At 41.8% G+C, this 21,643-nt stretch carries 23 protein-coding genes, 2 pseudogenes and 1 other annotated feature; of the genes and pseudogenes, 23 read left to right on the forward strand and 2 right to left on the reverse strand.

The genetic code is table 11. The features are described 5' to 3' along the window. Window positions 1-51: 51 nt before the first annotated feature. The 19 genes and pseudogenes from BTR25_RS02985 to pheA all read left to right on the forward strand — a co-directional run bounded on the left by BTR25_RS02985 (window position 52) and on the right by pheA (window position 15,840). Entirely contained in the window at window positions 52-1,116 is a 1,065-nt protein-coding gene (locus BTR25_RS02985) for a hypothetical protein (RefSeq protein ID WP_075686017.1), read from the forward strand. Between the two features lie 209 nt (window positions 1,117-1,325). Further along, complete coding sequence (locus tag BTR25_RS02990) at window positions 1,326-1,898, forward strand: Maf family protein (protein WP_075686461.1); 573 nt, start codon at window positions 1,326-1,328, stop codon at window positions 1,896-1,898. Window positions 1,899-1,955: 57 nt separating this feature from the next. Continuing rightward, window positions 1,956-2,477 (forward strand): annotated as a pseudogene (gene radC, locus BTR25_RS02995) (RadC family protein); the annotation flags it as partial. 831 nt (window positions 2,478-3,308) lie between these two features. Further along, window positions 3,309-3,455 (forward strand): annotated as a pseudogene (locus BTR25_RS03005) (JAB domain-containing protein); the annotation flags it as partial. Window positions 3,456-3,682: 227 nt separating this feature from the next. Further along, complete coding sequence (locus BTR25_RS03010) at window positions 3,683-4,705, forward strand: rod shape-determining protein (RefSeq protein WP_075686021.1); 1,023 nt, start codon at window positions 3,683-3,685, stop codon at window positions 4,703-4,705. 40 nt (window positions 4,706-4,745) lie between these two features. Further along, window positions 4,746-5,627: a rod shape-determining protein MreC gene (mreC, locus tag BTR25_RS03015; RefSeq protein ID WP_075686023.1), complete on the forward strand. Its 882-nt coding sequence runs from the start codon at window positions 4,746-4,748 to the stop codon at window positions 5,625-5,627. Beyond that, window positions 5,624-6,142 carry a rod shape-determining protein MreD gene (mreD, locus tag BTR25_RS03020; protein ID WP_075686025.1) on the forward strand — a complete coding sequence of 173 codons (519 nt, stop codon included), beginning with the start codon at window positions 5,624-5,626 and terminating at the stop codon, window positions 6,140-6,142. The genes mreC and mreD overlap by 4 nt, the downstream gene beginning before the upstream one ends. Window positions 6,143-6,275: 133 nt before the next feature. Further along, window positions 6,276-6,953, forward strand: a complete 678-nt coding sequence (gene minC, locus BTR25_RS03025) for a septum site-determining protein MinC (protein WP_075686027.1) — start codon at window positions 6,276-6,278, stop codon at window positions 6,951-6,953. Window position 6,954: 1 nt separating this feature from the next. Beyond that, the gene (gene minD, locus BTR25_RS03030) at window positions 6,955-7,758 is read left to right on the forward strand and encodes a septum site-determining protein MinD (protein WP_075686029.1); all 804 of its coding nucleotides are present in this window, start codon (window positions 6,955-6,957) and stop codon (window positions 7,756-7,758) included. Between the two features lie 306 nt (window positions 7,759-8,064). After that, complete coding sequence (locus BTR25_RS03040; RefSeq protein WP_075686033.1) at window positions 8,065-8,856, forward strand: M23 family metallopeptidase; 792 nt, start codon at window positions 8,065-8,067, stop codon at window positions 8,854-8,856. Then, window positions 8,849-9,715: a M50 family metallopeptidase gene (locus tag BTR25_RS03045; protein ID WP_075686035.1), complete on the forward strand. Its 867-nt coding sequence runs from the start codon at window positions 8,849-8,851 to the stop codon at window positions 9,713-9,715. The genes BTR25_RS03040 and BTR25_RS03045 overlap by 8 nt, the downstream gene beginning before the upstream one ends. A 47-nt stretch (window positions 9,716-9,762) precedes the next feature. After that, the gene (locus BTR25_RS03050) at window positions 9,763-11,223 is read left to right on the forward strand and encodes an Rne/Rng family ribonuclease (protein WP_075686037.1); all 1,461 of its coding nucleotides are present in this window, start codon (window positions 9,763-9,765) and stop codon (window positions 11,221-11,223) included. A gap of 56 nt (window positions 11,224-11,279) precedes the next feature. Continuing rightward, window positions 11,280-11,360, forward strand: a sequence feature (ribosomal protein L21 leader region). Between the two features lie 12 nt (window positions 11,361-11,372). Further along, window positions 11,373-11,681, forward strand: a complete 309-nt coding sequence (gene rplU / locus BTR25_RS03055) for a 50S ribosomal protein L21 (protein ID WP_075686039.1) — start codon at window positions 11,373-11,375, stop codon at window positions 11,679-11,681. 15 nt (window positions 11,682-11,696) lie between these two features. After that, window positions 11,697-12,038 (forward strand): ribosomal-processing cysteine protease Prp, encoded by a 342-nt coding sequence (locus tag BTR25_RS03060; protein WP_075686041.1) that lies wholly within the window; start codon window positions 11,697-11,699, stop codon window positions 12,036-12,038. Between the two features lie 2 nt (window positions 12,039-12,040). Continuing rightward, entirely contained in the window at window positions 12,041-12,334 is a 294-nt protein-coding gene (rpmA, locus tag BTR25_RS03065) for a 50S ribosomal protein L27 (RefSeq protein ID WP_075686043.1), read from the forward strand. Window positions 12,335-12,538: 204 nt separating this feature from the next. Next, window positions 12,539-13,075: a sporulation initiation phosphotransferase B gene (locus BTR25_RS03070; protein ID WP_075686045.1), complete on the forward strand. Its 537-nt coding sequence runs from the start codon at window positions 12,539-12,541 to the stop codon at window positions 13,073-13,075. Window positions 13,076-13,143: 68 nt separating this feature from the next. After that, window positions 13,144-14,433: a GTPase ObgE gene (obgE, locus tag BTR25_RS03075; RefSeq protein ID WP_075686047.1), complete on the forward strand. Its 1,290-nt coding sequence runs from the start codon at window positions 13,144-13,146 to the stop codon at window positions 14,431-14,433. Between the two features lie 26 nt (window positions 14,434-14,459). Next, a complete protein-coding gene (locus BTR25_RS03080; RefSeq protein ID WP_075686048.1) occupies window positions 14,460-14,915 on the forward strand; it encodes an ACT domain-containing protein in 456 nt (151 codons plus the stop codon). 73 nt (window positions 14,916-14,988) lie between these two features. Beyond that, the gene (gene pheA, locus BTR25_RS03085) at window positions 14,989-15,840 is read left to right on the forward strand and encodes a prephenate dehydratase (protein WP_075686465.1); all 852 of its coding nucleotides are present in this window, start codon (window positions 14,989-14,991) and stop codon (window positions 15,838-15,840) included. Window positions 15,841-16,007: 167 nt separating this feature from the next. Here pheA and BTR25_RS03090 read toward each other — a convergent pair whose 3' ends face one another. Together BTR25_RS03090 and BTR25_RS03095 are read right to left on the reverse strand one after the other, a co-directional pair. After that, window positions 16,008-16,544 carry a transcription repressor NadR gene (locus BTR25_RS03090; protein ID WP_075686049.1) on the reverse strand — a complete coding sequence of 179 codons (537 nt, stop codon included), beginning with the start codon at window positions 16,542-16,544 and terminating at the stop codon, window positions 16,008-16,010. Window positions 16,545-16,579: 35 nt separating this feature from the next. After that, complete coding sequence (locus tag BTR25_RS03095) at window positions 16,580-17,713, reverse strand: IscS subfamily cysteine desulfurase (RefSeq protein ID WP_075686050.1); 1,134 nt, start codon at window positions 17,711-17,713, stop codon at window positions 16,580-16,582. Between the two features lie 107 nt (window positions 17,714-17,820). On the opposite strand from BTR25_RS03095, the gene nadB reads away from it, so the two are divergent. From nadB to BTR25_RS27400, 4 genes are all read left to right on the forward strand, one after another. After that, entirely contained in the window at window positions 17,821-19,383 is a 1,563-nt protein-coding gene (gene nadB, locus BTR25_RS03100) for an L-aspartate oxidase (protein WP_075686051.1), read from the forward strand. Further along, window positions 19,352-20,200, forward strand: coding sequence for a carboxylating nicotinate-nucleotide diphosphorylase (gene nadC / locus BTR25_RS03105; RefSeq protein ID WP_075686052.1), 849 nt, complete (start codon window positions 19,352-19,354; stop codon window positions 20,198-20,200). Before nadB ends, nadC begins: the two co-directional genes overlap by 32 nt. After that, complete coding sequence (gene nadA / locus BTR25_RS03110; protein ID WP_075686053.1) at window positions 20,201-21,295, forward strand: quinolinate synthase NadA; 1,095 nt, start codon at window positions 20,201-20,203, stop codon at window positions 21,293-21,295. 80 nt (window positions 21,296-21,375) lie between these two features. Next, window positions 21,376-21,549 (forward strand): hypothetical protein, encoded by a 174-nt coding sequence (locus BTR25_RS27400; RefSeq protein WP_175596687.1) that lies wholly within the window; start codon window positions 21,376-21,378, stop codon window positions 21,547-21,549. The last annotated feature ends 94 nt before the right edge of the window (window positions 21,550-21,643 follow it).

Below are 21,643 nucleotides of genomic sequence, written 5' to 3' on the forward strand. Positions count from 1 at the left end.
ATATGGTAGGCTAGTAGAAATCAGTGTCGGGAGGGAAAGGAGTACGAATGAGTGGACAAGCCTAAAAATGGCCATACAATAAAGATTAAGTTAAATGGTGAACAGCAGTCGTTTAAAGAAGAGCCGGTAAAAAAGCTAGCTGACAAGGAAGCTGAACCGTTTTCAACGGTTATCAAGATTGATCCAGAACACCTCGAACAAGAAAGCTTCAGAGAAACAGCGGCTGCTCAGGAATCTGTCGATGAGAGTTTTGATTGGATCATTCCTGAGTCTTCCGAAAATGACATTGTCGAATATAAGATTGCCAGCAGTCAAAAGTCGAAAAAAGCCGGAAAGAAAACCGTATCCTTTTCAACCTTTTCCAAGAAAAGAAATGGTGGAGCCATTAAAAATATATTGTTCACGGCTGTTTTTGCCATTCTCATTGGAACGAGCTTAGGTGTGTTGATGTTAAAGCTCTTTATTACGGATACTGACAAACCTGCTGTTGTGCAGCCAGTCGGTGGTGAAACGGGGAAGAATACAGGGGAAGAAAAGACGCCTGCCGCGACAGCATCGACAGTAATACCTACTCAGACCATCTTTGTGGTCCAGGGTGGTTATTTTTCAACAAAAGAGTTGGCGGTATCAGGAGCGAACGCGGTAAAAGGGAAAGGGGCTGCTGCAACTTCAATTGCAATCGATGGTAAGGAATACTTATTCATAGGGGTAGCCGATTCTGTTGAGTCAGCAAAACAGTTGGGAACTTTTTATAAAGAAAACAATAGTGTCGAAGATGTATATGCCAAATCAATAGCAGTACCCGAAAAGACAGTGGCCGAGATCAATGAGACTGAAAAAGCTTTCCTTGAATCTAGTGCAGCCATTTATCAGCAGCTTTCAAAGATCAGTTCAACGGGGATCGTTACTAAAACAGCTGCAGATGACATCAATGCTTTAAGCGAACAACTCAAATCTGGTGACAAGCTAAATAATGAGAAAGTAAAGGGTCTCCATGCCGATTTGACCGGCGCTGTAGAAAAGGTTAAATCCTTCCAGACTTCGAAGGAAACTAAGAGTCTCATTGAAGCACAGCAGCACTTATTAAATTTCATATCTGCCTATTACGCACTGTAAATGACAAATCTCGATATTTTCTAGGAAATAATTTTATTGCCCTAGCCTGTTCATACTGGACAGGCTTTGCTTTTTGTAGAATAGTGGTTTTCACTTGCATATTTTGTCAATTTTCTTCGAACTTTAAGGATATAAAAATTGTTTGCGCATGCAACTTCTGATACGATTAGAGTGTATCTTCCTAAATGATGCAAAGGTATGGTGATGAAATGCAAAACCTCATTTTAGCCTCTTCTTCTCCACGGCGAAAAGAACTTCTAGAAAACCTCCAATTAACCTTCACGATTTCAAGCAGTGAAGTGGATGAAAGCTTTGATCCAATGCTTTCACCTGAGGATGTAGTGATGGAACTTGCCGAACGAAAAGCACAGGCAGTTTTTAAAGACAATCCTGAAAGCTTTGTCCTTGGCTCGGATACGATTGTGGTCGCAAACGGTCAAGTGTTAGGGAAGCCCACAAACTCCGAAGAAGCGACAAGGATGCTAACGATCCTTTCAGGGCAGCAGCACGATGTTTACACAGGTGTGGCCATTTTATCTGCAAATGTTTCAACAAAATTTTTTGAAAAAACAGAAGTAGAGTTTTGGGAGTTAACGGACGAGGAAATATCCTATTACGTGCAAAGTGGTGAACCGCTTGATAAAGCAGGTTCGTACGGTATTCAGCAGCTAGGAAGCATGCTTGTCAAAAGAATAAAAGGTGATTATTTTGCGGTTGTCGGCCTCCCGGTTGCGAGGACGGTTCGTGAACTGAGAAAGGCCGGCTATCAATTGCCGTATTAAAGCTGTTCTATAACTCCCGACTATAAGGGAGGAAACAGTGTGTCGACAAATTCATTAATGATACGTGATTTTCCGCAAGACGAAAGACCAAGAGAACGGTTTGTTCAAAACGGCCCAGAAAGCTTATCCAATCATGAACTAATTGCGATTTTATTACGGACGGGTACGAAGGATGAATCGGTACTTCAATTATCGAATCGGTTGCTGACGAATTTCGAAGGCTTACGAATGTTAAAAGCAGCGACGTTAGAAGAAATGATGGAAATTAAAGGCATCGGCCAAGCAAAGGCGATCCAAATTCTTGCTGCCGTTGAAATTGGCAGACGGATTGCCAACTTGAAAAACGAAGACCGTTACGTGATTCGCTCCCCGGAAGATGGTGCGAATTATGTGATGAACGACATGCGCTTTCTTTCACAAGAGCACTTTGTCTGCTTGTATTTGAACACCAAGAATCAAGTGCTTCATAAACAGACGATCTTTATTGGAAGTCTAAATGCCTCGATCGTGCACCCTAGGGAGGTGTACCGCGAAGCTTTAAAGCGGTCAGCGGCCTCTATTATTGCCCTGCATAACCATCGTGCGACACGTTCGTAACTGAAAAGGTTACGCAAGTGATTCTTGAACTCTTAACTTGATAGGTGGAATGATAGGGTAACGCCTTGAAACGCCTACTCTAATACTCCGACATGCGTTATTTGAAAGTGTATAAGAATAAGGTATGAAGCTCGGTAAAGTCGGCTGAAAGTTGCCGTAGTGCTCATGAGTAACCGAAAGCTAACCAGAGGTGGTTGGTGCAACTGATAAGTCGGGAGTCGTGAAAAACTTAATATGGTGAGAATGTGGTGAAACACTGACGAACTAGCGAACCAAATGTCTGGAAGTGGAACTACTTAGAAATGAGTAGACTTGATGAAATTTCAAGTGCGTTCCGTGGGCGAGTAAGTATGGTGGTTTCGAAAGCTCCATGCATCGTTACAGGCGATGGAGAGGACGCCAGGCAAGAGCTAGCACCTAAGTTAAGTATTGATAGGGTTAAGGGAACGTGGAAAGCTATCAACATGGAGAGTACACACTCGATGAAGTGTTAGGAAGGAAAGGAATATATCTATAACTTCCTTTTATGGTAGTGAGAGTAGAGGCAGAAGTGATGAAGTTTCTGTAATGGAAATGGAACAATAGCCTCAAGTCGTTTTAATTAAGCTATTTCAACTCAATCAACTCAAGGATTCTCGTAGGACTAAAAAGGTCATGAGCAAAGTTGAGTCGGGAGAGTCCTTGATATTTAGGAGATTGAGAAAAGGGAATAGATAGAAAACGATGGAATGCCGTGTGCGATGAAAGTTGCATGCACGGTGTGGAGCAGGGGAAAAGGCAGAGATAACCTCAAAGCCTTACCTATTGCTATCTTCTGGTGATCCCGCACCAAGTAAAGAGGACATTGAGGTGACCAAAAGGCTAGTGGAATGCGGAAAAATAATTGGCATCGAGTTGCTTGATCATTTGATCATCGGCGAAAATAAATTTGTCTCATTGAAAGAAAAAGGGTATTTATAAACTATGATTTTATAAAACGTTGGGTTATAATAATGGGTATGATTTTTTAGGCAATGTTACCATTAACTGACTTTAAATAACTAGAAAAAAGATATGATAGGGAAGTTCACCAAATGCCGTGAATAGTCTTATCTTATAAAAATTAACGAACACATATACGATATTAAGGTACATGACCTTACCATTTAGGAATGGATGCATTCGTATCAGAAAGGGAGATACAACTTATGTTTGGAATTGGGACAAGAGATCTTGGAATTGACTTGGGAACAGCAAATACGCTTGTATTTGTGAAAGGAAAAGGGATTGTACTACGCGAGCCATCGGTTGTGGCGATGCAGACAGATACAAAACAAATCGTAGCGGTTGGTAATGATGCGAAAAATATGATTGGACGGACACCAGGAAATGTTGTCGCGATGCGTCCGATGAAGGATGGCGTAATCGCTGACTTCGAAACTACAGCAGTGATGATGAAATACCATATTCGCATGGCCCAGAAATCAAAAGGCATTTTCTCAGGAAAGCCGTATGTTATGGTCTGTGTCCCTTCAGGAATTACAGCTGTTGAAGAAAGAGCTGTAATCGATGCAACAAGACAAGCTGGCGCGAAGGATGCCTATACCATTGAAGAACCATTTGCAGCGGCAATTGGGGCCAACCTGCCTGTTTGGGAGCCTACTGGCAGTATGGTCGTTGATATTGGCGGCGGAACAACTGAAGTGGCGATCATTTCCTTAGGGGGAATTGTGACAAGCCAATCGATCCGCGTTGCTGGCGATGAAATGGATGAGAGCATCATGTCATTCATTCGCAAGAATTATAATTTAATGATTGGTGAGCGGACAGCAGAAGCCATTAAGATGGAGGTTGGCTCGGCTGGTGACCACGAAGGCGTTGAAAACATGGAAATTCGCGGACGTGACCTGCTGACGGGTCTTCCTAAGACCATTGAAATCACGCCTAAAGAAATTGCTGTTGCCTTAAAGGATACGGTTTACGCAATTGTAGAAGCAGTGAAAAACACACTGGAAAAAACTCCGCCAGAATTAGCTGCTGATATCATGGACCGTGGCATCGTATTAACAGGCGGTGGAGCCTTGCTTCGTAACTTGGACAAGGTCATCAGTGAAGAAACAAACATGCCTGTACTAATTGCCGAAAACCCGCTTGACTGTGTAGCAATTGGAACAGGAAGAGCACTAGACCACATCCAGCTATTCAAAAACAAAGCCAAGGATACAAGATAAATCAACCTACTTTTTATAGATAAGATAGAGGTGTATAATCATGCCACAGTTCTTCTTGAATAAACGTCTGATCATTTTGCTAGTCAGCATTATTGTTCTCGTGGCATTGATTGGGTTTTCGATAAGGGAGAGAGAGAAACTATCCTGGCCGGAGCAATTTGTCAAAGATAGCGCCGGCTGGGTTCAATCCCTCGTTTCAAAGCCTGCTCATTTTGTTGCAGGATTTTTTGAAAATCTACAGGACTTACAAAATACATATCAAGAGAATAAAGAGTTAAAATCACGGATGGAGCAGCTAGTTACCCTTGAGGCGAAGGTTCAAGAGCTAGAAAAGGATAATAAAGAGCTTCGTGATATTCTTGGTGAGGAAGAAACCCTGAGAGATTATGAGCCATTACAAGCAACTGTAATTGGCAGAAACCCTGATCGTTGGCATGAAATGATTATTATTAATAAAGGCAAATTGAACGGCATTCAGAAAAATATGGCCGTTGTCACAGCCCATGGATTAATTGGGAAAGTGAAGACCGTCAATCAGTTTAGCTCAACGGTTCAACTGTTGAGCGCCATGGATCCAAAAAACAGGATCTCTGCCATTATCCAAGGTGATACCAATGTCTTCGGACTAGTAGAGGGCTTTGATAAAGAGAAAAAGGCTCTACTCGTTAAGACCATTCCTGCTGGTGTAGAAATTAAAAAAGGCCAAAACGTCATTACATCCGGTCTAGGCGGAGTGTTCCCGCAAGGTCTGCAAATTGGTAAGGTAATCGAGGTTAAGCCGGATCAGTATGGCTTAAATCAAACCGCCTTAGTGGAACCGGGAGCAAATTTTTACGATCTTGAAAATATTATTGTCATCAAAAGAAATATGATTCAGCCTAATGGCGATGAGATGATTGATGGGGAGGAGGAGGAATATTGAAGAGGCTCCTTCTTCCTCTTTTGTTTCTGTTTCTTTTTCTATTAGAAAGCATTTTTGTACAATATATCCCGTCAAAAGTTTTTGGTCAGGATTACATATTGGTGCCCCACTTTTTGTTTGCAGGGATCCTCTTTTTAATGATTTATGCAGGTAGAAAGTATGGAATTATCTATGCAGCCGTTTTTGGTCTGCTCTTTGATATTATCTGGATTGAGATTATCGGGATTTATTTTTTCCTCTTTCCGTTTGTTACCTATCTCGGATCAAAAATCATGCATTTCCTGCAAGCGCATATCATTATCGCGTTCTTAGTATCACTCGCTGGTATTGCCCTACTAGAGATTGGTGTATATCAAATGGACTTTTTGATTCATGTAACGAACCTGGAATTTATGAGCTTTATTCGGATGCGTTTTACTCCTTCACTTATATTAAACGCCGTATTTATCATCATCGCTGCCTATCCTTTAAAACGGCATTTTGAAAAGGTAGCTGAAGAATTGAGAGATGAGTAATTTTTTTGAAGGAAAAGAAGCAGGAAGTGTCGAATTGAATTTAGAAGGTGTATCATTACGCTTTTTTGAGCTGTAAAAAAATTTTACTTAGATACACGGCGTTCCTGAAATTATTTGAGGTGAAAAACTCTCCATGAAAAAGCGACAAAATGTTACAATAAAAGGGACTAAGGATGGACTAGTCCTTCATTTAGATGACCAATGTTCCTACGATGAACTGATAAAGGAACTAGATGAAAAATTATCCGCAAACCTAAGAACTCAAGTTGAGCGGCAATTAACACCTGTTAAGGCGGTAGTTGGCAACAGGTATTTAAAGGCTGCTCAACGTGAAGAAATAAAAGACTTAATTCGTCAGAAAAAGAATTTAAGTGTCCAAGATATCGTAACAAACGTGGTTACTAGGGAAGAGGCCGAGCAGCTTAAAGCTGAAGGCCAAGTCGTAACGGTGACTAAAATCATCCGTTCGGGACAAGTATTAGAGGTTCCAGGCGACTTGCTGCTAGTAGGCGATGTTAACCCTGGTGGAACCGTCATTGCAGGCGGTAACATTTTTATCATGGGCACCTTAAAGGGAATCGCACATGCTGGTTATTATGGCAATGACCAGGCCGTCATCACGGCATCCAGCATGCAGCCGTCACAGCTGCGGATCAGTGATTGTATCAATCGCGCCCCTGATGCCAGCCAAAATGAAAAACGTGAAATGGAATGTGCATACGTAGACGAGAATCGTCAAATCATCGTTGATAGATTACAAGTTTTAATACAATTGAGGCCTAATTTAACAAGTTTAGAAGGGGGACATTAATGTGGGAGAAGCAATAGTAATTACATCCGGTAAGGGTGGCGTCGGCAAAACCACGACTTCTGCTAATATAGGTACAGCTTTGGCCCTTCAAGGCAAAAAAGTATGTTTAGTAGATACTGATATTGGCCTTCGCAACTTAGATGTCGTAATGGGACTTGAAAATCGAATCATTTATGACCTAGTCGATGTGGTGGAAGGCAGATGCAAAGTACACCAAGCATTGGTGAAGGATAAACGTTTCGAGGATTTATTGTATTTGCTGCCAGCAGCGCAAACGGTTGATAAGTCAGCCGTCACGCCAGAACAAATGCACAAACTAATTAATGAACTGAAGCAAGACTATGATTATATTATTATCGATTGTCCTGCCGGTATCGAGCAGGGCTACAAAAACGCGGTTGCAGGTGCTGACCGTGCAATTGTTGTCACGACACCTGAAGTTTCTGCCGTTCGTGACGCTGACCGCATCATCGGTTTATTAGAAAAAGAGCAAAATATCGAGTCACCAAAATTGGTCATCAACCGGATCCGCAATCACATGATGAAAAGCGGCGACATGTTAGATGTAGATGAAATTACTACTCATTTATCGATTGAGTTAATCGGAATCGTTGCAGATGACGATGAAGTAATCCGCGCATCCAACCACGGAGAGCCCATTGCCTTGAATCCAAACAGCAAAGCATCGATTGCCTACCGCAATATTGCCCGACGCATTCTAGGAGAATCGATACCGTTACAGCCGTTAGAAGACCCTAACAAAGGCATGTTTGGTAAACTTAAGAAGTTTTTTGGTGTACGTTAATTATGTAGCCTGTCCATTTTATTGTGGACAGGCTATTTTTATGTGGTTTAATGGTAAAATATGTATAAATATCCAAAACCCATTGAAAAATGTCCAAAACCCTAAAATAAATATCCAAAAGCATTGGAAATGTCCAAATACAAAAATAAATGTCCAAAACCTCTGGAAAAATGTCCAAAACATTTAGCACCTGAATACATTGACGGATATAATGCGATTTATCTTTTTATGGTAAAAGTCATACTCTTATAGACAACCTCATAAACTTGTACAAACAATACAGAGTGATAAAGGTTGGTGGGGTTGATGCGGTCTACACCGGATGAAATACGGCGACGAATCGCAAAACGTAAGAAGGGTACGGGTTCGTCCGATAAAAGTCCAGATAATAAGTTAATGATGTGGCCTAGCGATGAAGATAAATACACATACGATCCATGGTCGTCCAAGGATCAAAAAAATGAGGATGATGGTTTCCATCCGTTATTTAAAAAAGAGGTATTTATCTTTAAAATTTTAGCTTCAGTGTTGTTATTTTTAGTAGTGGGGATTTTATTTCGCAATACATCGGCAACGTTTGAACCGGCACGAAATTTGGTAAACACTGCAATGGAAAGAGATTTTCAGTTTGCAACCGTCTCTAAATGGTATGAGGACCAATTTGGGAAACCGTTAGCTCTGCTGCCATATCCAGATGCGGAAAAAGAGGAAGACAAAACAATCGTTGATAAACCGAATTCGGTCCCTGTTTTTTCAGGAAAAGTTCTTGAAAACTTTGAAAAAGACGGTCAGGGTATCATGATTGAAACAACTAACGGTGCTCCAGTGGAAGCGATGAACGAAGGCAATGTCATGTTTGCAGGTGTTAAGGAAGGGTTAGGGAAGACGGTTATCATTCAGCATCCTGATCAAACGGAAACCTGGTACGCAAACTTAGCAGATTTAAAAGTGAGTTTATATGAGTATGTAAAAAAAGAAACCGTAGTGGGCACGGCTTCAGAGTCAACGGGTGAAGATAAAACAAAAGGCAAATATTATTTTGCTTATAAAAAAGGCGATGATTTCATCGACCCGATACAGGTGATCCGCTTTGAATAGGGTGATCACATTATTACAACATGTCCATATCCACCCGTTATTGTGGGTTATCATCGCCATATCTGTTGCTACAGCACATTTCCTCGAACTTTGCCTGTTAATTGGCATTATCTTTATACATGAAATGGGGCATGCTGCAGCAGCTTCTTTTTTTTCCTGGAGAATTAAAAAAATCACACTCCTTCCCTTTGGCGGTGTCGCCGAAATGGAGGAGCACGGAAATCGACCATTAAAAGAAGAAGCAATCGTTGTTCTTGCTGGGCCAATTCAGCACATATGGATGGTGGGGGCGGCTTATTTATTATTTACCTTCTCACTTATCTCAGAGGATATGTTTCAGCTATTTTTTAACTATAATCTTATGATTTTTATATTTAATCTTTTTCCAGTTTGGCCGCTTGATGGAGGCAAACTAATTTTTATGATGCTATCCTTGAAAAAATCATTTCCGAATGCCCATCGGTTATCCTTACTCATCTCTATGATTAGCCTATTTATTTTTTCAATAGTGACCGTAGTGGTGGCACCATCTCATCTAAACATTTGGATTATTATTGGATTTCTAGCGTTCTCCATTTTTTATGAGTGGAAACAGCGCCGCTTTATTTTTATGCGTTTTTTACTAGAGCGCTATTATGGTAAAAAGAGTGACCTCCAAGCTCTTGTGCCAATCCAAGCGAACGAGCAGGATTTGCTAATCGACGTACTTGAAAAATTCCAGCGCGGATGCAAGCACCCCATTATCGTGGAGAGTAACGGGAAAGAGAAAGGAATGCTAGACGAAAATGAGCTGCTCCACGCTTTTTTTACAGAGAAAAGAACGAACGATAAGATTAGCGACCTTCTCTTTTTGTATTAAAACGGTATAATGAACACATCGAGATTAATAAAGTGAGGCCACTAGGTTTGGAAAAACTAATTGTAAATTATGTATCGCGGGAAAAGAGAGTTGCTTTTGTGAGAAATAATACAGTTGAAAAGCTAATTTTTGACCGGCCAGAGCAGCGTTCTTTGGTCGGTAATATTTATTATGGGACTGTTACGAAGGTACTGCCGGGAATGAACGCGGTGTTTATCGACATAGGCGAAGAAAAAAATGCTTACCTGCATCGTGATGTCCTGCCTAGCTATGTCCTGTCTCCCGAGAAGAATATGGATAAAGAGAAGAAAAGTGTATCTACCCTTGTTCACCAAGGTGAAAAACTGTTGGTCCAGGTTGATAAAGATGCTACTGGCACAAAAGGTCCGAGAGTCACGGGAATCATAGAAATTTCCGGTGATCATCTCATTTACATGCCACAAGGGCGATATGTGGCTGTTTCGAAAAAAATTGCTGCCGAAAAGTCAGATGCTGAATTAAGACGCATGGGTCATTCTTTAAAAGAAGAAGCTGAGGGATTCATCTTCCGTACCTCTAGTATGGCTGCGACGGAGGAGGAAATTGTTGGAGAACTACAGAAACTCCGTGAACAGTACGTTGGTATCTCCGAACAAGCTTCACAACTTAAGAAACCAGGAATCGTTTCTCAAAAGGATACCTTTATTGAAACAATACTAGATATTGCCTCAAGAATGAAAAATGGAGAAGTCATTATTGATGACTTATCTATAAAGAAGCTTCTAGAAAATAGGAATCCTGATTTGCAGATTTCGTTTTATGGTGGTAAGGAAAACATATTTGCTTTCAACCGAGTTGAACATGAAATTGAAAAAGCTATAAAAAGAATTGTTTGGCTTGATAACGGATCATATCTGATTTTCGACGAGACAGAAGCATTAACCGTAATTGATGTAAATACTGGCAAGTTTTCCGGAAAAAGCGATTATCAGGATACGGTCCTAAAAACAAATCAGTTAGCCGCCATCGAGATTGTCCGCCAGCTTCGTCTTCGTGACATCGGCGGTATTGTCTTAATTGATTTTATTGATATGAAACGGGAAAAGGACAAGCAATCCGTTCTAGATCGTATTGAAACTGAGCTGAAAAAAGACGAAAAAAGGACGAAAGTCATTGGCTTCACCCCGCTTGGAATACTCCAGCTGACAAGGAAGAAAACGAAGGTCTCGTTATCAGAAGCTTTACAGGTAAAGTGTCCTGTTTGTGATGGGACAGGCCGAATTTTAAGTGCTGAAACGGTAGCTTTCCGCCTTGAGCGGCAGCTGTTGGAGCACCGTCATGGTGATTTTGAAGCCGTTCTAGTAGAGACAACGATTGAGGTAAAGGAAGCTTTGGCTGGACATCTAGAAATCTTAGAAGAGATGCTTCATTTTAATGTGTACTTTAAGATTCTGGAGTCACCTCATCATCAGTTTTTATTAAAACAATTTGGCACTGAAAATGAGATTGCCCAAAAAGCTGTCGAATAGTATTGACACTTTTCCTTAAAACATGCTAATATTGTAACGTTATGTTTGTAGCACCCGTGCTACTACAACCGCACAGTTCAGGTAATAAGTTTTATGCCAGGCATAGACGCCTGTATTTGGCGAGTCTGAGTTTATAAGGAGGTGCAAGTATGTACGCAATTATCGAAACAGGCGGTAAGCAAATCAAAGTAGAAGCTGGTCAAGCAGTCTACATCGAGAAGCTTAACGCAGAAGCAGGCGAAACAGTTACATTTGACAAGGTTCTTTTCGTTGGCGGAGAAAACGTAAAAGTAGGAAGCCCATTGGTGGCAGGAGCTACTGTTACAGCTAAAGTTGAAAAACAAGGCCGCGCTAAGAAAATCATCGTTTTCAAGTACAAAGCGAAGAAAAACAACCGTAAGAAGCAAGGTCATCGTCAACCATACACTAAAGTTGTGATTGAAGCAATCAACGCGTAAGGTGTTGATTCATAGATGATTTACATTACGATTAATCGTACAGAGTCCGGTTCCATTCATTCGTTTGTAATTAGTGGTCATGCTTTTTTTGCCGAACGGGGCAAGGATATCGTCTGTGCAGGCGCATCCGCTGTGTCCGTCGGAGCCATCAATGCGGTACATGCCTTAACTGACGTTACCCCAGAGATTGAGCAGGGAGACGGCTTTCTCCGCTGTGTTGTACCGGAAAACCTTTCGGAAGACATAAATGAGAAAGTACAAATTCTTCTTGAAGGTATGATTATTTCTTTACTGACGATTGAGGAAGAATACGGAGAACACATAAAAATTACCTTCAAAAAGCAGGAGGTGAAATGAAAATGTTATTGAAATTAGATCTTCAACTTTTTGCATCTAAAAAGGGAGTAGGTTCTACAAAGAACGGACGTGACTCGATCTCGAAGCGCCTAGGTGCTAAGCGTGCTGATGGTCAATTCGTATCTGGTGGTTCAATCCTTTACCGTCAACGCGGTACAAAGATTTATCCAGGTGAAAACGTAGGCCGTGGTGGAGATGATACTCTATTTGCGAAAGTAGACGGCGTTGTTAAGTTCGAGCGTTTAGGTCGTGACCGCAAGCAAGTATCTGTATACCCAGTAGCTCAAGAAGCGTAAGCTTTCAGTGAAAACTCTAACCTGATTGGTTAGAGTTTTCTTTTTGTAGTTTTAGGTAAATTTTACCATTTAGAATAAAAATCAATGGTAAAAGCAACTATTTTTTCCACTATTGGCATGGAATTGGTCAAAATAGCTTACTCTTTCGCACTTTTTTGATATACTATAAACAGTTTTTCGACACTTACTATAGGAGTTCGAGATATGGAGAAAGAATGGGATATCGTTGAGGTGCTCCGGCATTCACGACATGATTGGCTAAATCGCCTGCAATTAATTAAAGGAAACTTAGAAATGAATCGGATTGACCGTGTAAAAGAATATATAAATGAAATTGTGATTGAAACCCAAAATGAGTCTAAACTCTCTAATTTCCACTTACCATTGTTTGCAAGTCTATTGTTGCGTTCAAACTGGGAACATCATTCTTTTCAATTGGAATATGAAGTTTTAAATGAAATGGACAATATTAAAGTAAACGATGAACTTTTGACAAATTGGACCATCTCCTTTTTTTCATGTTTAGATTCAGCCATTGAGGCGTTTCAAGACAATCATTTATCGATCACAATTGAACCGCAATCAAATGGAATCCGTTTCTTTTTTGATTTTAGCGGAATAATAATAAAAAATGATCTGATTGAAGAATTTCTATCAGCCTCAAAAACACCAGAAATGGCGGTTGAGGTAAAGGAATTCTCAGCAAGCGAACTCGCACTAGAAGCTTTTATGCCCTTTTAAAGTAAATCAGGGATTAAAGCAGCGATTCTCGTCGGTATCATTCAGTTATTTAGACGGGAGGATGTAAAATGTTTGTCGATCAAACGAAGATTTATGTAAAAGGCGGCGACGGCGGTAATGGAATGGTCGCGTTTCGTCGTGAAAAATATGTACCAATGGGAGGTCCTGCTGGCGGTGACGGAGGTAAGGGTGCCGATGTCGTATTTGAAGTCAATGAAGGTCTACGTACCCTTATGGATTTCCGTTACCAAAAGCACTGGAAAGCCCCTCGTGGTGAGCATGGAATGTCCAAGAATCAGCATGGGAAAAATGCCAAGGACATGATTGTAAAAGTTCCACCTGGTACAGTTGTGATTGATGCTGAAACTAAGGAAGTACTTGCTGACCTTGTAGAACATGGTCAACGAGCAGTTATTGCCAAGGGCGGCCGTGGTGGAAGAGGAAACTCTCGTTTTGCAACCCCGCAAAACCCAGCACCAGAGCTTGCTGAAAACGGCGAACCTGGTCAAGATCGCGATGTCATTCTTGAGTTAAAGCTGCTAGCTGACGTTGGTCTTGTTGGTTTTCCAAGCGTAGGTAAGTCCACATTACTATCCGTTGTTTCTTCAGCGAAGCCTAAAATTGCTGAGTACCATTTTACGACGATTGTACCGAATCTCGGTATGGTGGAGACTGAGGATAACCGAAGCTTTGTTATGGCTGACCTCCCAGGATTGATTGAAGGTGCACACCAAGGAGTTGGACTGGGTCATCAATTTTTACGTCATATTGAACGTACCCGAGTGATTGTTCATGTTATTGATATGTCTGCAATGGAAGGCCGTGACCCTTACGAGGATTACGTGACGATCAATAAAGAATTAGAAGAGTATAATCTTCGCCTTACTGAGCGTCCGCAAGTTATTGTTGCGAATAAAATGGATATTCCAGAAGCGGAAGAGAATCTAAAGAAATTTAAAGAGAAGCTGGAAGATGATTTTCCTGTTTTTCCAATTTCTGCAGTGACCAGAAAAGGTTTGCGTGACCTGCTGTTTTCGATTGCCGATAAAATTGAGCAAACGCCAGAATTTCCACTTGACCATGAAGAAGAGGATACAGGCGTCCATCGTGTACTGTACAAGCACGAAGCTGATCCTGAGGCGTTCTTTATCACAAGAGACCCAGATGGTTCATTTGTCATTTCAGGTGAAAAGGTTGAGAAGCTGTTTAAGATGACCAATTTCCAAACGGAGGAATCTGTCCGCCGTTTCGCCCGTCAGCTCCGAGGTCTTGGTGTGGATGAAGCGTTACGAGCAAAGGGTGCAAAAGACGGAGACATCGTTAAGTTATTAGAATTTGAATTTGAATTTATAGAGTAGCCATTCTGAGGCCAGGTGGTGGAGAGATGAGAAATGAGTCGTATCACAAGAAGTTTTATTTAATTCGTGAAGATGTTTTGCCTGAAGCCATGAAGAAAACGCTGGATGCCAAAGAAATGCTTGAGCGGGGAACAGCGGAATCAATCTGGGATGCATGCCATAGAGTCGACTTAAGCAGGAGCGCCTATTATAAATATAAGGACACTGTTTTTCCATTCTCGACCATTCAGAAGGATAAATTAGTTTCGCTCTTCTTTTATCTTGAGGACCGTTCCGGCACACTTTCCAAATTGCTAGGAGTCGTAGCGTCCTCAGGATGTAATGTGTTAACGATTCACCAAACGATTCCTTTGCAAGGGCGTGCTAACGTAACTCTGTCGTTAAATACCTCTGACATCTCGATGGAAATTGAGGATTTGCTAATGGAATTACGGAAGCTTGAATTTGTAGAGAAAGTGGACGTGCTGGGAACAGGTGCATAGTTTTTGCTTTGCGCCTGTTTACTTTTCTATCCAACATCATATAGAGTTTTTTGACAAGGGGGAGTGAGAAATGATGAAAGTAGGTTTTTTAGGACCAAGAGCAACCTTCACAGACTTGGCGGTTCAGAAGGTGTTTCCAGGATATGAATATCAACCATATACCACCATTCCGGAGAGTATGGATGCGGTTGTGGAGCAAACGGTAGACCTTGCGGTTGTGCCGATTGAAAATGCCCTAGAGGGTTCTGTTAATATTACACTAGATTATTTGACACAGGTGGTTCAGCTTCCGATTGTTGGGGAAATTACACTCCCGATCAAACAACATCTGATGGTGCACCCTGTGAATCAGAATCACTGGCAGGAAGTGAGCAAGGTGTACAGCCACTCTCATGCGATTGCTCAGTGCCATAAATTTTTACATACAAGTCTTAAAGGAGTCCCGTTTGAAAGTGTCAGCTCGACCGCAGCTGCAGCGAAAATGGTGATGGACCATCCAGAGCAGAATGTTGCAGCGATTGCTAATGAACTAGCAGCCAGCGAATACGGACTAAGCATCGTTCAGCGAGACATTCATGACTTTAAATATAATCATACTCGCTTTGTTGTTCTATGTGAAAAAGAAATAGATTTTGAGGCAGTTAGCGGTTCGTCTCATTTTAAAACAACCTTGATGGTTACTTTACCTTCAGACCGTGCTGGTGCGCTCCACCAGGTACTATCGGCTTTTGCTTGGCGAAGAATAAACCTCTCCAAAATTGAATCCCGCCCAATGAAAACAGGTATTGGGAATTACTTCTTTATCATTGATTTAGAAATGAAGCTTGATGAGGTGCTCATCCCGGGAGCTATGGCCGAGCTAGAGGCATTGGGCTGCGGTGTGACTCTTTTAGGTAGCTATCCATCGGTAATGGTGGGGCTATAGACAAAAAGTTTTTGAGCTACTAGCTAGATTGTCTGAACTGGAGTTAACTTGGGACAAACTGAGTGAAAAACCGGTGAGATTGTTCGAACCAACAAAAGCAGACCATCAATGGTCTGCTTTTGTTTTTTAGTTCGTACAGGAATGGCTGGCCTCATGTTTCGCCTTCATTACTCAATCAAAAACCCTTCCCCTTTTAAGGCCGCTTCGGCTTTATTCAACACATCGATACTAGATGCAGCAATGGTATGCAGATGGATGCCATCCGTTAATTCCGACAAGAGTGCGGCATTTGAATTACGCATGTTTTCAAGGAACTGCTTCACCTCTTGGCGATTGGAGACCATAACCGAGGCCGTCAAATCACCGTAAACTGCATGTTCAATTTTTACATCCTTCACGACTACCCCATGATCGACCAACAAATTAAGCTCCCGTTCCGTTTCCGCAGGTGTGTGGCGGCAGGCAATCGTTTTCTCAAAGGAAGGAGTGGCGGCATTTTGGCTAAAATATAGATAGCCCTGGCTTGTGGCAATAATCGGCTCGTTCCGTGCTTTTAACAGGGTAATATCGCCGACAATCACCTGTCTGCTCACATTCGTCCTAGCAGACAATTCGCCTCCTGTTAGCGGAACAGAACTGTCCTTTAGCAGCTGTAGGATATATTCTCTCCTTTCTTCCCCTAGTATTTTCTTTTGTTCCGTCATAGTTGACCTCCTATTTGTAGTCTGTTTCTTTTATTTTAGCATACCATGCTCCCTTTAAACTTTTTTACGATATCAACTATTTTTTCCCCAAGTCGTACCACTTCTTCCAAGGTTGTCATATTTCCAAAGCTAATCCGAATAAATCCTTTTGCTTCTTCAACTGGAATATTTAGAGCCTGCATCACTTTAGCTGGCGATTGCATTCCTACATGGCAGGCACTTCCGGTACTAATTGCAAAGCCCAGCCGGTTGCATTCGAGCATCATCCACTGACCTTCAATGCCTGCAATTCTCATCCCAATAATATGGGGAAGCTGCGAATCGGGAGCAGCCTGAAAAATTTGGACATCGTCATTAATCGGTTCAAGCATCTCAATAAAAGTTTTTCGAAATAATAAAAATTTGTCTGAACTAACCTTGTTTATTTTTTGCGCCGCGGCAGTCATGGCAGCGATGGCTGGAACATTCAATGTCCCCTGACGTAACCCTTTTTCATGTGAGCCCCCTGGGAAAAATGGTTTCCAAGAGATGTTCGGGTCAATATATACCCCGCCCACCCCTTTTGGACCATAAAATTTATGACCAGAGAAAGCGAAGCTGCTGACAAGAGCGGCAGCCCTTCTTACATCGATTTTTCCAAATGATTGAACAAAATCGCTATGAAAATGAATTTGATTGTCGCGGCAAATTTGTGCCATTCTTTCAATCGGCTGGATTGTACCAATTTCAGAATTAACATGTTGAATGGTTACGAGAACTGTTTCCGGTCTAATGGCATTGATGAAAAGCTCATCATCAATTAAACCAGTTGAATCGAGTGGGAGGCAGGTGACATCATAGCCTTTTAGCCGGTTGAGCACACCATGAATGGACGAGTGTTCAGCGATACCGGTGATAATATGATTACCAGTTTTTTTAGGAGCGGACAATAAGGCTTCAATAGCCAAGAAATTACTCTCTGAACCGCCGCTTGTAAAATACAACCCTGTCTTATCAACCCCTAACAAGCTAGCAAGCTCTTCCCGGCAATTTTCTAACAAACCTGCTGCCTGACCGCCGATGTCATGGAGACTGCTCGAATTACCAAAATACTTGGTTGCTGCTTGTACATATACCTCAGCTGCTTCAAAATCTAAAGGTGTGGTAGCCGCATAATCAAAATAGGACATTATCATTCTCCTATACTCTTATTTTTAAATGACAAAAACACTTGTCAATATTGTAATTCTATGTAAATATATATGTCAAGACACCTGTTAATCCAGGAGGAGCGTATATGTTAAGTGATGATGTACTTATTATCGGTAGTGGAATTGCCGCTTTACAGCTGGCTGTTCGTTTAAATAATCATGTGAATGTGAGGATACTCACAAAAGGAAAAATCACCACCGCTAACTCCTACCTCGCACAAGGGGGGATTGCGGCTGCGATTGGTGAACACGACAATCCTGCAAAACATATTGTCGATTCCATTGAAGCAGGCCGCTTTCACAATGACCCCGAAGTGGTAAAGCAGGTGATTAACCAGGCACCATCGCTAATTAAAGGAATGGATGCACAAGGTGATTTTCTGGATAAAGACGAAAATGGAAATTTGCTGCTTGGGATGGAAGGTGCTCACAGCGAAAAAAGAATCGTCCATGGTGGCGGAGATGCTACCGGAAAAAATGTGGTGGATTACTTAGTTAAGAGTCTACAGGCAAATGTCATCGTTGAAGAGGATGTCCACGCTTACGAATGTATTTTAAATCCTGAAAAAGACCGCTGTATCGGAGTGAAAGCGAAAAGGCTGGATGGAACGGTTTGTTTTTACTATGCCAAGCATGTCATTCTTGCCACAGGTGGCTGCGGCCAATTGTACCGATTTACCTCCAATGCGAAAACGGTAACCGGAGATGGAATTGCTATGGCCTATTTAGCAGGTGCTGAACTTGTTGATATGGAGTTTATCCAATTTCATCCGACCTTGTTGTATGTAAACGGTGAAACACATGGTCTCATATCCGAGGCAGTGAGGGGGGAAGGGGCAATCCTTGTAACCGATGATGGCACAAGAATTATGGACGGCGTACACCCCTTAAAGGATCTAGGTCCGCGCCACGTCGTTTCACAAACCATCTATGAATATCTTAAAAATGGTCAAAATGTTTATTTAGATATTAGCACGATTAATAATTTTGAAGAAAGATTCCCTTCTATCACTTTGATTTGTAGGAAAAATGGAATAGAGCTTTCGAAGGGGAGAATTCCTGTTGCCCCTGGAAGTCATTTTTTAATGGGCGGCATTAAAACGGACTTAATGGGCCGTACGTCCATTACTGGCTTATATGCCATTGGTGAGGCTGCCTGTACAGGGCTTCACGGTGCAAACCGTCTGGCCAGCAATTCATTATTAGAAGGACTGTACCAAGGACATAAATTGGCTGAATGGTTAAATAACGCCCCTAAGGAGCCTTTTTTAAAAGTATACCGGAGTGAAGTAACATTTGAGGGTGAAAAGCTGGCACTACCAAACGTAGAAGAAATGAAAGATCTGATGATGGAACGCACAGGAATTGTCCGCAATAGAGCGGACCTATTAATGCAGAGCACCTGGCTAAATCAATTTAATGTGAAAGAAAAATTGGATCATTATTCTGTTGAAGAGTTAACCACAATCTTTATGTTAATTAATGCAAAGTTAATTACAGACGCTGCGTTACGCCGGACAGAAAGCCGCGGAGGCCACTTTAGAAGTGATTATCCGCTTGAAGATGACACACACTGGCTGAGAAAATCCATCACTCACAAATTAAGGGAGAAGAATCATGAACATAGTAAAACTGCGATCGCTACTTGAGCAATTTTTTATTGAAGATATCGGGGAACAAGACATTACCACAGATTTAATTTTTTCCAATCATACCAATGGAGAGATTGTATTTTTAGCAAAAGACAATGGAATTTTTTGCGGCGAAGAAATTATCAGAAACGGCTTCAAGCTGCTGAATCCTGAGATTGAAACACAGGTGCTGGTTAAGGATGGCGAGAGCATTGAAGTGGGGCAGCACCTGGCGACGGTTTCAGGGGGGATTTTTGACTTGTTAAAAGGTGAACGAGTCGTGCTGAATCTTGTTCAACGTATGAGCGGGATTGCCACGCTAACAAACAAAGCAGTCCAAACGTTAAACAGCAGCCATACAAAGATCTGTGATACCCGGAAAACAACTCCAGGTTTGAGAATGCTTGAGAAATATGCAGTCCGCTGTGGTGGTGGTTACAATCACCGTTTCGGTTTGTACGATGGAGTTATGATTAAGGATAACCATATTTCCTTTGCAGGGTCGATTTCAAAAGCAGTCGACACAGTTAAAACAAAAGCGGGCCATATGGTCAAAGTCGAAGTGGAAGTGGAGACCGAGGAACAAGTAATAGAAGCGGTAAACAGCGGGGCAGACATCATCATGTTCGACAATCGTACCCCGGCGGAGATTAAGGAATTTATTAAGCTGGTTCCGCCTGGAATCATTACGGAAGCTTCTGGCGGTATTCAAATAAGCAACTTAGCAGATTACGGTGATACCGGTGTTGATTACATTTCACTTGGGTTCTTAACTCACTCTTACAAAGCATTAGATATCAGTGTCAAAGTTTTGTGGAACAAAGGAGAGGAATAAATGAACATTTTAGCTGCCTTTGAAAAAAATATGATTCCTGAAAAATACAAGAAGATGCCAACAGAAGAGTTAGAAGCGCGGGTATTGGAGATTAAGAAGAATCTCGGGTCCCGGCTATTTATTCCCGGTCATCACTATCAAAAAGATGAAGTGATTCAGTTTGCAGATGCGACTGGGGACTCATTAAAGCTGGCACAGCTATCTGCCGAAAATAAGGAAGCAGAATACATCGTATTTTGCGGCGTTCACTTTATGGCGGAAACGGCTGATATTTTAACGACTGAAAACCAAAAGGTTATTTTACCCGATATGCGTGCAGGCTGTTCAATGGCTGATATGGCTGACATTCAACAGACGGAAAGAGCCTGGGAAAAGCTGCAGGCAATTTTCGGTGACACGATTCTGCCATTAACCTATGTAAATTCTACTGCAGCGATTAAATCGTTTGTTGGTGCAAATGGTGGGGCGACCGTGACTAGTTCGAATGCAGACACGATGGTGAAGTGGGCCTTTGAACAAAAGGAACGTATCCTATTCCTGCCTGATCAGCATTTGGGTCGGAATACTGCCGTTGATTTAGGTGTGGGACTTGATGAAATGGCGATTTGGAACCCAATCAATGACACATTAGAATACGATGATGATGTTGAAAAAATAAAGGTCATCCTGTGGAAGGGTCATTGCTCTGTCCATGAAAACTTTACGGTTCAAAATGTGTTGGATACTCGTGGGGAGTATCCTGATATGACCATCATCGTTCACCCAGAATGCCGCCGTGAGGTTGTCGAACTTTCCGATTTAGCGGGGTCAACGAGCTATATTATTAATATGATTGAAAAAGCTCCTGCGGGCACTTCATGGGCAATTGGTACAGAAATGAACCTAGTCAAACGGATTATCGCTAGCCATCCTGATAAAAAAATCATCTCGTTGAATCCGCATATGTGTCCGTGCTTAACCATGAACAGAATTGATTTGCCGCATTTAGTGTGGAGCCTAGAAACACTGGAAGAAAGCGCCAACGTGATAAAGGTTGATAAAGAAATTGCTGATCATGCAAAATTAGCATTAGAAAGAATGTTGGCTAATTCATAAGTTGGGAGGATGCAGTCCAAACGGATTGCATCCTTTTGTGCGTTGCCGGAGGTGGTTTAGTTGCGGATGGGGAGGAGGTAGTGGCGGATGGCGTGGAAATAGTGGCGGATGGCGTGGAAATAGTGGCGGATGGCGTGGAAATAGTGGCGGATGGCGAGAAATACTATCGGATAGCCAGAAATACTATCGGATGGCCAGAAATACTATCGGATAGCGAGAAATACTATCGGATGGCCAGAAATACTATCGGATAGCGAGAAATACTATCGGATGGCAAGAAATACTATCGGATAGCGAGGAATACTATCGGATGGCGAGAAATACTATCGGATGCCCAGAAATACTATC

Origin of the sequence: Bacillus sp. MRMR6 (assembly GCF_001940785.1) — a bacterium.
Taxonomy (GTDB): Bacteria; Bacillota; Bacilli; order Bacillales; family Cytobacillaceae; genus Neobacillus.

Bases quoted from the DNA above. Each gene is read 5' to 3' on its own strand.
- pheA (WP_075686465.1), top strand. From the start codon at position 14,989: ATGAAAGTAGGTTTTTTAGGACCAAGAGCAACCTTCACAGACTTGGCG.
- BTR25_RS03095 (WP_075686050.1), bottom strand. From the start codon at position 17,713: ATGTCCTATTTTGATTATGCGGCTACCACACCTTTAGATTTTGAAGCA.
- BTR25_RS03090 (WP_075686049.1), bottom strand. From the start codon at position 16,544: ATGACGGAACAAAAGAAAATACTAGGGGAAGAAAGGAGAGAATATATC.
- nadA (WP_075686053.1), top strand. From the start codon at position 20,201: ATGAACATTTTAGCTGCCTTTGAAAAAAATATGATTCCTGAAAAATAC.
- mreC (WP_075686023.1), top strand. From the start codon at position 4,746: ATGCCACAGTTCTTCTTGAATAAACGTCTGATCATTTTGCTAGTCAGC.
- BTR25_RS03040 (WP_075686033.1), top strand. From the start codon at position 8,065: ATGCGGTCTACACCGGATGAAATACGGCGACGAATCGCAAAACGTAAG.
- BTR25_RS03010 (WP_075686021.1), top strand. From the start codon at position 3,683: ATGTTTGGAATTGGGACAAGAGATCTTGGAATTGACTTGGGAACAGCA.
- nadB (WP_075686051.1), top strand. From the start codon at position 17,821: ATGTTAAGTGATGATGTACTTATTATCGGTAGTGGAATTGCCGCTTTA.
- BTR25_RS03060 (WP_075686041.1), top strand. From the start codon at position 11,697: ATGATTTACATTACGATTAATCGTACAGAGTCCGGTTCCATTCATTCG.
- rpmA (WP_075686043.1), top strand. From the start codon at position 12,041: ATGTTATTGAAATTAGATCTTCAACTTTTTGCATCTAAAAAGGGAGTA.
- rplU (WP_075686039.1), top strand. From the start codon at position 11,373: ATGTACGCAATTATCGAAACAGGCGGTAAGCAAATCAAAGTAGAAGCT.
- BTR25_RS03070 (WP_075686045.1), top strand. From the start codon at position 12,539: ATGGAGAAAGAATGGGATATCGTTGAGGTGCTCCGGCATTCACGACAT.
- nadC (WP_075686052.1), top strand. From the start codon at position 19,352: ATGAACATAGTAAAACTGCGATCGCTACTTGAGCAATTTTTTATTGAA.
- minC (WP_075686027.1), top strand. From the start codon at position 6,276: ATGAAAAAGCGACAAAATGTTACAATAAAAGGGACTAAGGATGGACTA.
- BTR25_RS02990 (WP_075686461.1), top strand. From the start codon at position 1,326: ATGCAAAACCTCATTTTAGCCTCTTCTTCTCCACGGCGAAAAGAACTT.
- BTR25_RS03080 (WP_075686048.1), top strand. From the start codon at position 14,460: ATGAGAAATGAGTCGTATCACAAGAAGTTTTATTTAATTCGTGAAGAT.
- obgE (WP_075686047.1), top strand. From the start codon at position 13,144: ATGTTTGTCGATCAAACGAAGATTTATGTAAAAGGCGGCGACGGCGGT.